Source organism: Motiliproteus sp. SC1-56, from assembly GCF_017309075.1.
Classification (GTDB): domain Bacteria; phylum Pseudomonadota; class Gammaproteobacteria; order Pseudomonadales; family Balneatricaceae; genus Motiliproteus.
Map to the genome: position 1 here is coordinate 1 of NZ_JAEMGS010000026.1, position 9823 is coordinate 9823.

The 9823-nt window shown below is 49.3% G+C and carries 11 protein-coding genes; 3 read left to right on the plus strand and 8 right to left on the minus strand.

Annotated features, from left to right (window positions below; translation table 11 throughout):
* From JGZ97_RS17825 to JGZ97_RS17835, 3 genes are all read right to left on the minus strand, one after another.
* Nucleotides 1–632, minus strand: a 632-nt coding sequence (locus JGZ97_RS17825) for an IS256 family transposase (protein ID WP_207064062.1), incomplete at its 3' end; no start/stop codon positions are given.
* Nucleotides 633–855: 223 nt separating this feature from the next.
* Nucleotides 856–1962: a hypothetical protein gene (locus JGZ97_RS17830; RefSeq protein WP_207064063.1), complete on the minus strand. Its 1107-nt coding sequence runs from the start codon at nucleotides 1960–1962 to the stop codon at nucleotides 856–858.
* A 1094-nt stretch (nucleotides 1963–3056) separates the two neighbouring features.
* Nucleotides 3057–3470 (minus strand): hypothetical protein, encoded by a 414-nt coding sequence (locus JGZ97_RS17835; protein WP_207064064.1) that lies wholly within the window; start codon nucleotides 3468–3470, stop codon nucleotides 3057–3059.
* 246 nt (nucleotides 3471–3716) lie between these two features.
* Between JGZ97_RS17835 and JGZ97_RS17840 the strand changes: the two genes are divergently transcribed.
* Genes JGZ97_RS17840 through JGZ97_RS17850 form a run of 3 tightly spaced genes read left to right on the plus strand, consistent with a single transcriptional unit; the run spans nucleotide 3717 to nucleotide 5975 of the window.
* Nucleotides 3717–4322, plus strand: coding sequence for a bifunctional 2-polyprenyl-6-hydroxyphenol methylase/3-demethylubiquinol 3-O-methyltransferase UbiG (locus tag JGZ97_RS17840; protein WP_207064065.1), 606 nt, complete (start codon nucleotides 3717–3719; stop codon nucleotides 4320–4322).
* Nucleotides 4315–5322: an HNH endonuclease gene (locus tag JGZ97_RS18370; protein ID WP_207064066.1), complete on the plus strand. Its 1008-nt coding sequence runs from the start codon at nucleotides 4315–4317 to the stop codon at nucleotides 5320–5322. The genes JGZ97_RS17840 and JGZ97_RS18370 overlap by 8 nt, the downstream gene beginning before the upstream one ends.
* Nucleotides 5319–5975: an endonuclease gene (locus JGZ97_RS17850; RefSeq protein ID WP_207064067.1), complete on the plus strand. Its 657-nt coding sequence runs from the start codon at nucleotides 5319–5321 to the stop codon at nucleotides 5973–5975. Before JGZ97_RS18370 ends, JGZ97_RS17850 begins: the two co-directional genes overlap by 4 nt.
* 511 nt (nucleotides 5976–6486) lie before the next feature.
* On the opposite strand, the gene JGZ97_RS17855 is transcribed toward JGZ97_RS17850, so the two are convergent.
* The 5 genes from JGZ97_RS17855 to JGZ97_RS17875 form a co-directional block, all read right to left on the minus strand.
* Nucleotides 6487–7101, minus strand: a complete 615-nt coding sequence (locus tag JGZ97_RS17855; RefSeq protein WP_207064068.1) for an OmpA family protein — start codon at nucleotides 7099–7101, stop codon at nucleotides 6487–6489.
* A complete protein-coding gene (locus JGZ97_RS17860) occupies nucleotides 7098–7940 on the minus strand; it encodes a hypothetical protein (protein WP_207064069.1) in 843 nt (280 codons plus the stop codon). Before JGZ97_RS17860 ends, JGZ97_RS17855 begins: the two co-directional genes overlap by 4 nt.
* Entirely contained in the window at nucleotides 7937–8491 is a 555-nt protein-coding gene (locus JGZ97_RS17865; RefSeq protein WP_207064070.1) for a hypothetical protein, read from the minus strand. The genes JGZ97_RS17860 and JGZ97_RS17865 overlap by 4 nt, the downstream gene beginning before the upstream one ends.
* Nucleotides 8492–8840: 349 nt before the next feature.
* Entirely contained in the window at nucleotides 8841–9089 is a 249-nt protein-coding gene (locus tag JGZ97_RS17870; RefSeq protein WP_207064071.1) for a hypothetical protein, read from the minus strand.
* Between the two features lie 71 nt (nucleotides 9090–9160).
* A complete protein-coding gene (locus JGZ97_RS17875; RefSeq protein WP_207064072.1) occupies nucleotides 9161–9430 on the minus strand; it encodes a hypothetical protein in 270 nt (89 codons plus the stop codon).
* Nucleotides 9431–9823 lie beyond the last annotated feature (393 nt).

Here is a 9823-nt window from a genome sequence, read left to right on the forward strand (position 1 = left end):
GCGCCTTCGGTCTGTGCCATCCAGAGGCCCAGCAACTCCTTCTCGCCATCCATGTTGATGCCCAGGGCCAGGTAAACCGACTTGTTCTGAACCTGGCCGGAGTCACGGCTGCGGACCACTAGGGCATCGAGATAAACAATGGGATAGACAGTATCCAGTGGTCGGCTCTGCCAAGCGGTGACTTCATCCATTACCGCGTTGGTAACCTGGGAGATAAAGGTCGGTGATACCTCGACGCCGTAGGCGTCCTGGAAATGGGCCTGAATGTCGCGGGTGGTCATACCCCGCGCGTAGAGCGAGATGATACGGTCATCAAAGCCCTGAAGCTGCTTCTCGCCTTTTCTGACGAGCCTGGGCTCGAAGGTGCCATTGCGATCACGGGGTACTTCAAGCTCAATATCGCCGTGAACCGAACGCACGGACTTGCGGCTCTTGCCGTTACGGGAGTTGCCGGAGTTTTTGCCTGACGGCTCATGCTTGGAGTAACCGAGGTGATCTTCCATCTCGGCTTCAAGGGCGCGTTCAGCGACTTTCTTGGTGAGCTGCTTGAGCAAACCGCTCTCACCGAGGATGTCTTCAGGGCTGGAGCAGCCCGCCAGCAGTTGGTCTACGAGCTTGTCTGTAATGGGCATTCTGTTGTCCTTTCAACAGGTTGGGAAGAATGCCACTTACACAGATTTTTTTACACTCTCGGAAGGGGAGCTGCATTTTCTCCGCCAGCTACGCTACGGTGTGATCGAAGATATGCTCCGGCAATTGGACGTGCCATGATTCGCCTTCGCCCAGCCCCTCCCCGCAGCTTCTCATAGAAGGTCAGGGAGGGGGAGGGCTCCTGTTTTTACTCACACTCCTCGGTCAGCGGTGAGCGTAAGGTTCAGAGGAAGGCGCGGGATCTGCGCCAAGCTCGCCGCAGTCGGAAATATACGCAATCCCGGTATTGACCGGGTACTTGGCACAGGCAATAAGATCTGCCTCGCGTTCGAACCGGTTAATTTCGTCGTGACCTACCGGACTAGGATTTTGCTGCTCGCCGAGGTAGGCAGTGGTGAACTCGTTCATCCCCATTTCGTCGTACTGCTTTACGTGATAGACCTCGTGCACCCAGAAGTAATTGTTCTCTTCTTCGGTCTCGTGCGGAGTCAGAGAATCCACAAAAATCAGGTCACCCATAACGATTGCGTGACGTTCCTTCAAGGCGACATTTGGCCACGTTAAAACCCCGATCTCGGATTGCTCGATATAGCGAGCTTTCTTCGCGTAGGCCACCAGCTCGGGAGGCATCAGCGCTACGACCCAGTCAGGAAGAGGAGAGGCCGCATTCCAGTATTGGTCGCGGGCCATGCGAATGTGTGCCTCGGCAACGATCACGACGGGGCTAAGGTGATTGAGGTCTTCATCTTCAACGGCAGCATTGGCCCCAGCCGCTACTGAAGCGCCAAATTGCTGTCCGAAGTTCGCCACAGCGTGGAAATCTTTATGAAGTTTTTTTGCGTCACTCCCCAACAACCGTTCGGTGACCTCGTCCGCAATCAAAGAGTCCGCCTGCGTAGTCACAGCTGCAACACCTTCGGCAATCTCCTCAGCCCCCGCGGTGGTCTCACGAAGGTTCTCCTTGATCGTCTGAATGTCGGGATTGAGCAAAGGTACTTCGATTGCATTGGGCGCGCTGGGCTCCGACAGCCCATGCACAACAGCAGGAACCACCACCGGCGGGACAACAGCAGGAACCACCACCGGCGGGACAACAGCAGGAACCACCACCGGCGGGACAACAGCAGGAACCACCACCGGCGGGACAACAGCAGGAACCACCACCGGCGGGACAACAGCAGGAGTGACCGGCGTCTCGTTCGGTTGCGGGATGATCTTAAAAGGATCCAGCAAGTTAAAAGCTTGTACATTTTGTGCTGGGACCTGCAGCACGACCGCTGCCACTGCGATGGAGATAAACCTGGGGCTCATGTCAGTATCCTCATGTGATTTTATTGTTGTGTCACATCAGTAGCGTTCGCTAGAGCCTTGAACGCAGACCCCCACCTAGAGCAGGCATCATGCCAAAATGCGCAAACTGTTTATGTTTCATTGACATCCCGCACTCACTGCAATCCGTTTGTGCTCGAAATTGGCGGTTGACCACCCTTATTCCTTTAAAAATGGGTGCAAATACGCCGAAATGCCGCATTCGCAAACAGTCGAATAATTTGAAGTTATACCTTGTATAAACGCGTAGGGGCACGGGGTCAGGTCTTGTCTTTTGACTGCAGACGAAAGTGCTATATGAGCTATACCGAACAGTCTGCAATGGGGCCAGAACCAGACGTCTTGCTAGACTCTATCGGTTGGCGGCTAAGTCGCAGAAGTGGCGTCTGCCGAGCAGTCCGGTATGACCGCTCCCGGAATTCTCTTTCTTACCGAGATTGGGACGTAAGGAAAGTACGTTATCGCTAGTTAACTCAATGACTCTCGTGAGCAACAAGACCAATCCCGGTAAAAATAAAATCCCGGTCGGCGACTTCTGTCATCGGCGCTCGATGCAGGTTTAATCCAAAAACTCTTGTATGAGCAAATGAAATATCGCTTTTAATCAACTCATTAAGCATCAGATACGTGCATTACCAAAAATCGATTTTGGCTGCTGAGTAGGTTTCGCGATTCCAATAATCCAATAATGGCTGGCGGCAAGCCAAAAGCCGTTTTTGCCTCTGCGATTTTTGGTAATGGGCACGTTCATTGAACGTAATGCAGGATTAGGCGCAGCGGTTTTAGCGTATCGCCGCGCAACGCCTTGAAGGCAAGCACGCACAGTCCACCCGAGGGGTGCGGCCCGCAGCTCGGCACGAGCGAGGACACGGTCGGGTTGACGGTGCCCGCTTTTTGAAATGCTCATCAACCGCGTGCAGGCAGTAAAAGCCTGCACCCCTGCCCAGCGGCGAGCGACGCTTTTGAGTTTTGACGACAACGAGAGGGTCTTGAGCCAGCGAATACCTTGCCGAATAACTTAAACGACGACCGGCCCAACTTGACAAAACGCAATTAAATGCTTATAATTCAACTAGTTATTTGAAAGCGTCCCGGCTCGCACCAGGGCGCTTTTCGCGTTTCTGGGGGGCGTGAAAATGGATGAGCGGTTGGCGAATGAATTGGTCGGGAACGGGGGCGGGTTGTTTACGCCAGGGAGTTTGGATGACTGCCCGGTCGGCTATGCCGCCCACTTGTGGCGGTTCGCCCGCGTACTGATGGTGGCCGGCGTACACGGTCGAATTACGCAGATTAGGCTGGAAAACGATGTGGCAGCGATCGACTGCGCCGGCAGTGAGGCGTTTAAGGATTTTGCTCGCTTGCTGGCTAATCGGCTGCATGGCTGCTGCGCGGTCTGCGGCAGCGATCGCGTCGGCGATCAGTGCACCACGCATCCGCGCTACCGCCTGGGCACACACGCGGAGTTCGACGCGGCGTTCAGCGGGTGTCATTCAGCATCCCTAATTGACCAGGTTTCAGCGTCTAGTTTTGACCAGGGTGGCTGACTTACAAGCCGCCCGTATCGAGGCTTCTAGCCAATTCTAAGCTGATCAACGTTCGAAGCTGAAAGTAGTCAATCCTGCACGCTGATCAACAGTGTTCAGCCCCTTGACCGTCTCCCCTGTACTTTGGAGCCAAGCTACCCGGTACTATCAAAAACCCGTACCATCAATCCAACGACTCCTCGGGTAGCAGGAATGGATACCAACACCATAAGCATCTACAACAAGGACTCTGACAAGCTCATCAAGCAGTACGAGTCCCGAACGTTTGAGCAGGTCCACGAGCATGCTCGGCCTCACCTCCCCTCCGCCCCAGGAACAGTGCTTGAGATAGGCGCTGGCTCGGGTAGGGACGCCGCCTGGTTCGCCTCTCAGGGGTACACAGTGGTGGCCGTAGAGCCTGCCTCAGATCTGCGCAGGAAGGCGCAGGACTTACACCCCTCACCCAGCATCACCTGGATCGAAGATTCATTACCCGAGCTACAACAGACTGTCGCGGCGGGACGCACCTTCGACCTGGTCTGGATCAGCGCCGTATGGATGCACCTACCGACTCCACAGCGTAAGGAATCGCTCCGTAATATTGGCCCCCTAATCAAAGTAGGAGGGCGCCTGATGATATCCCTGCGTCACGGACCACCTCCTGAGGGACGTAAAGTCTACGAAGTCAGTGCAGAAGAGTTGCTGCGGGATGGAGAAGAACTGGGCCTGTGGTCTCTATGCGTTCAGAAGGCCGAGGACACATACAGCCGTGACGATGTCTGGTGGCAGACTGTGGTACTGGAGAAGCCGAGTGTCTGACTTCTCCCCTACTGACTACTGGAAGGGAATCGTTCTCTACGGGCTCAATGCGGCGACCTATAAGATGGCTCTTGGTCGGGTGCTTCTCGACCATGCCCGGCAAGGCAGTAACACCATTGAATGGGCGCAGTTGGCTTCAGACTTCCTTGATCAATACAGGTTACGACTTGATTCCAACCCGATGCCCCAGCAAGCGAACCGGGCTAGGCGTACCGTAATGGAAAGAATCTGCGGAGACCTCGCATCGGGGCGGATTACCTATGCGGGAGCGGTCAAGAAGGTCAGTGAAGACGCCTTCAACGATGTCGTACCACGCTTCCAAACCATCGGGACTGATAAGCAGATAGCCGGCAGTCTGTTTTACGAGGCGCACTTCGGCAAACGCTTGGTATTGACCGATGAGTTGCTGACTATCAGCGACACCTCTTTCCCAGAACTTGATAGCGAACTGACTGCTCGCTGGAACCTGTTAGAAGGGGCCTTTGCCATCAGTCAGTCGCAGCAAGAGTACCAACTGGCCAATGACATCCGTGAGATCTATTTAGCAAGCGGCTATGACCGCAAACCCCTGACCCACAATATCCAGTTTTTACAGGGCTATCAGGGCAACACCTGCTTCTACTGCGGCCAGCCGATGGACGGCAAAATACATGTAGACCACCTCCTCCCCCGGCAGGTAATTAGCCATGACGAGGTGTGGAACTTGGTACTATCGCATGGTGACTGCAACCTCCAAAAGGGAGACTACCTAGTGGGCCCCCACTTTGTAGAGAAGTTGATCAAGCGAAATGAAAACATCATGGGCAGCAACCACCCATGGAAGCAGAAGATAGCTACCCAACTGGGTACAACACCAAGGCGGCGGCGATCGAAAACAGAGCGCCACTATGAGAATATGAAATCCGTTCTTGGCCGGTACTACTGGGGCGGAACAGAAGGCTACAACCCTGCCACTGACCCCTTCTATACCCGCCTGATTACGGTCCTGAATAATCGATGAAACGATTACTGCTCGCATCGGCGTTGGCTCTATCGGTATTTCCCCTCCAAGCAGCCCCACCAGAGAGCTTCTACCAAGCGAAGAAATTGGCTGCTGAGGTCTATGCCGACCAACAGAAGAGCTTTTACTGTGGCTGCGACTACCACGCTAAGGGTAAGAAACTAGTACCTGACTTGGCTTCCTGTGGCTACAAGGTCAGAAAGGAAGTGCGTCGAGCCAACCGCATCGAGTGGGAGCATGTGGTTCCGGCCTGGGCCTTTGGTCATCAACTACAGTGCTGGCAGGACGGGGGGCGCAAGAACTGCCGAAAGACCAGTGAGAAGTTTCGCCTCATGGAAGCTGACTTAATGAACCTCGTCCCCACCATTGGCGAGATCAACGGTAACAGGTCCAACTACTCCTTCGCAGAGTTGGAAGGCCCAGCCGACCAATATGGAACGTGCAATTTCAAGGTCGACTTCAAAGCCCGAAAGGCCCGGCCTACTGACGCCGTAAAAGGGGATATTGCTCGTATCTACTTCTATATGCGAGATGCATACGGACTAAGGATCAGTGACACACAAACGAAGCTCTTCGCCGCGTGGGACCGGTTAGACCCAGTGGATGAAAGAGAAGCGGAAAGAACTCGCAAGATCGCTGAAAAGATGCGGTAGCTTTAAGTAGCCGCTCCGTCGCTCTGGCCTTCTCGATTACTCAAAGTAAACGAGCGCTCTTGGACCCTCCTCTTTGGGCCAGCGGCTCTACCTATAGCGGTAATTGTATCTCATGTATCCCACGAGCATGGCCGTCAGCAGCAACAACACTCCAGACAACGTTCCGGCGATATGCTCCAGGGCGATAATGGCTAGAGAAATGGGATGGACTCCCCCTCCTACGGCATCTATGTGCCAGATTGGATGTTGACGCAACCAATCGACAAGAAGGAGCCCATCATGGAAATTATGCGTATCGGTCTCGACTTGGCAACAGCACTTTTACCCCAACCCGTCCTCTGTACGACAAGTAACTGGTTAAGTTTATTTACAAGCCCATCTATAGACTCCCACTGGCCATCATGAAATGAGGCCTGAGGACTCCCTGTCATCTTTCGTAAATGTTCTAGAGCGATATCTTTCACAAGACGTCATCCTTGATTATGCTTCTAGAAGGAGTAAAAAATTGGTTCTATTTCCCGTTGATCTTTGGTATCACCATAAAATCAACCCTTCTAGAGAGCCTCGACGAAACTCTACCTTTGATATATATCGGCTTGGAGTAAGCTAACCCATTAGCATGAAAGTTTTTTTCCAGCCAGTCACGATTGGATTTAATGACTGGATCTTCCATCAAGTAGCAATATGACAACACATTCGTCGCTCTCTCTTGGGAGAGTCGCATGTTGTTAATGAAGGCATCCTCGGATGCGGTGCCTTTATTCCAACCATGAGAAGTATGTCCCTCAACCTTCACCTCTTTGATGCCCTGCTTTAAGTTATCGCTTGCTAGAACTCGTATATAGCGGGGGCAAAATTCACTGATCACTGCTTTGAATACTTCTGGGATCTCATTACTACCCAGCTTAAATGGAGAATGAAAGCGTACAACATTGTCAGGAGTGATCTCCGCTTTCCAACGTTGAAGGTCCGGATCGAATTCTTCGTGCAAAGCATGGTTCAACTTCTCAACAAAAGTGATCGTGCTTTGCTCTAGTTTAGCAAGGAAAGCAATAGCAATGAATAAAAAGGTCATCATAAGTGCTGACATCAAGTCAGCTAGGCCTATGCTAGAAGTGCGATTCATCTCAACTTGCCATTAGCAACTCCAATGAGTGCAGTAATATTACTTTCAGCAATTTTTACCGATTTATCGATTTTATTATTCACGCTGGAGACACTACTTTCTAATGACTTCGTGATATTCAATGACTGACTGTTCATTGTTTCAATAGTGCTCTTCATCGACTTAGACTGCGCGCTAAGTTCTGAGGCATGGCTATTCAGCACATTCAGAAATTCATTAAGCTGATGACCTAAAGCTTCACTCCTTTCCTCCTCAATCGAAACAAAACTTTCCAACTTGGCTATCGAGATATCATGCTGTTGCTGCATAAGGCGGTATTGATTATCAATCATATCCTTATGCTTTTCCTGCCACTCTACCAGCTTCGTGAACGCTTGATTAAGTTCAGCAAAGTTTTCCCCTAGCTGGAGTTCGATATGCTTATTAAATTCTCCAATTACTTGCTCAAGAGAATCGACGATTTGGCTTGTTGCATTTGCACTCAGGTGGTTGAGCGCAGTTTCAATCACGTCGTTATTCTTCTTTTGCAATTTAACAAGCACTTCTAAATTACTAACTTCAGAATCAGGTTTTCTAAAAGAGAGAAATACCGAAGCGATCATTCCCGCACCCGATGTAATGAAGGCCACTTTTAACCCATCTAGAAAAGCGGGAATAGAATCCGAAACATTACTTGAATCAAAATTAAACAAGCCTATCGTTATACCAACAAAAGTTCCTAGTATGCCGACCGCAACGCACTCATTACGGTAGTTAGTATCTTTATTGGTTACACTTTTGACAAAAAGGAACGATATCAATCCAATAAAGATAACGGTAACCATGATTCCAATAGTCATATACAGTATGCCTTATTTAAAGCCATTAAAACCTCGCCAGACTTTCTAACATTTGATTCATAAACGGACCTATACTTTAAGGAGAGGTTTGATGAATCATGACTTTTCACCAATTCTAAAAATTCACCAACCTCAGAGTATATTTTATGAAAATCAACAAACAAGACTTCCTTGTACGTATTTTTTAACTTTATTTTTAATCTAAGAGCATTTAGCATCATCTCTTTTTCTGCAATAACTGCTAATAGCCTCTCCTCTATCTCAGATATATCCTTAACGTCTCTCTCCCTACCATAAACTTTCCTATTGATAATTCTTGATGCAACAAGGCCTATAATAAAGAGTACAAATCCAGCTCCAGAAAAAGCGAACAAACCGCCAAGAGCCCAGGTAAATATAGCGGCCATCCCTATGCTTGCGACCTTTTCTTCAAGCAACGTTGCTTTATCATTCTGTAGTATCGAATTTCTTACTCCCATACAGAAAGCCAGACCTGACTCAGAGAAAAAAAGTGTTTCATTTCGCTTCTTTTCAATAATTTCCAGGCACATAAGCTGGCTTATTTCCTGTATTTATTGATTATTTTCTGGGATTTTGTCAGCAATTTAGTCGGCTCATGACTTTTTATAGATTTAGCTACCTCTTGATCACTCGATAACTCACCCCTCCCTTTTTCATTTCTCATTGCCAAAGATATATGAAAAAGAGCGATCACTAGAACAAGCCATTTAGTCGTTTTGAGTAAGATGAGCACGCTGCCATCGACTACGGACTCGAAGTCTTTTATGACAAAGATGATCACTGCATACAGAGCGGCTAAGAGTAAGAGTCTTTTAATTTTCCCCTTGTTACGGTGCCATATAGCCAGTATTAGTACGGGGCTGAGTAGCCTAAACACTGTCACATCAACTCTAGTAACACAGCGATACCGCCGGCGCCGACAGCTAGTCCCTTTGCATACTCTTTTTGTTTCTCAACTTCGGCAGCTAACAACTCCTCCATCTCTTCTGGCTGGACATCGTTGATATCAACTCCGGCTTCCTTCAACTGATTTGCCAAAGATTTTTTAGAATTCTCAAGAATAAACTGCTCACATTGCGCTTTTGTATTACCTTTAAAATCTTTCAACTTCTCTAGATATGCGCTCATTGGCTCACCTTATTAAATATAACAAACAGAACAAAAGACACGCCTGCTATTAATTCCAGCAGGAATTATATTTAGAACAAAACAATCACAATGACAATTATCGGAAAAATTATAATCGCGGCTTTTTTAAGAGAACCTAATATAGAAGCTTTATTAACCTCTAATTCATCTAGGGTTTTTTCGTAACTATCAAAATCCGCATCTATTTCGTCTTCGAGTTTTGCACGACTCACTTGAGACCTGACCGCTAAGACATAGCTTGTATTCTCAAGTGCACAAATCAAATTAACAATGGAGTTAATGATTCTAAAAAAGATGTTAGTTTTGCTCTTTGAATTCATTTTCAGTCCCTGAGATACATCATTAGAAGAATATATCAACAGCCGCCTTTAGTGGCAAATGTCTCAATTAAGGTATTACCGACACTTGATGCGCTCCGTCCGGACTGGACACCTCGTTAAGCGAGTAAAATCGTTAAACGAGGTACTATATGACTACAAAGGAAACACGCCAGCTGTCATTCAGCATGCCTGATTGACCAGGTTTCAGCGTCCATTTTTGACCAGGGTGACTGGCTTACAAGCCGCCCGTATCGATGCCTCTAGCCAATTCTAGGCTGATCAACGTTCGAAGCTGAAAGTGGTCAATCCGGCACGCTGATCAACAGCCCTGGGCATCAACATGGATGGCGAGAAGGAGTTGCTGGGCCTCTGGATGGCACAGACCGAAGGCGT

Excerpts from the sequence above, each read along its gene's own strand:
- JGZ97_RS17830 (WP_207064063.1), bottom strand. The coding sequence starts at position 1,962 with ATGAGCCCCAGGTTTATCTCCATCGCAGTGGCAGCGGTCGTGCTGCAG.
- JGZ97_RS17835 (WP_207064064.1), bottom strand. The coding sequence starts at position 3,470 with ATGACACCCGCTGAACGCCGCGTCGAACTCCGCGTGTGTGCCCAGGCG.
- JGZ97_RS17840 (WP_207064065.1), top strand. The coding sequence starts at position 3,717 with ATGGATACCAACACCATAAGCATCTACAACAAGGACTCTGACAAGCTC.
- JGZ97_RS17850 (WP_207064067.1), top strand. The coding sequence starts at position 5,319 with ATGAAACGATTACTGCTCGCATCGGCGTTGGCTCTATCGGTATTTCCC.
- JGZ97_RS17855 (WP_207064068.1), bottom strand. The coding sequence starts at position 7,101 with ATGAATCGCACTTCTAGCATAGGCCTAGCTGACTTGATGTCAGCACTT.
- JGZ97_RS17860 (WP_207064069.1), bottom strand. The coding sequence starts at position 7,940 with ATGACTATTGGAATCATGGTTACCGTTATCTTTATTGGATTGATATCG.
- JGZ97_RS17865 (WP_207064070.1), bottom strand. The coding sequence starts at position 8,491 with ATGTGCCTGGAAATTATTGAAAAGAAGCGAAATGAAACACTTTTTTTC.
- JGZ97_RS17870 (WP_207064071.1), bottom strand. The coding sequence starts at position 9,089 with ATGAGCGCATATCTAGAGAAGTTGAAAGATTTTAAAGGTAATACAAAA.
- JGZ97_RS17875 (WP_207064072.1), bottom strand. The coding sequence starts at position 9,430 with ATGAATTCAAAGAGCAAAACTAACATCTTTTTTAGAATCATTAACTCC.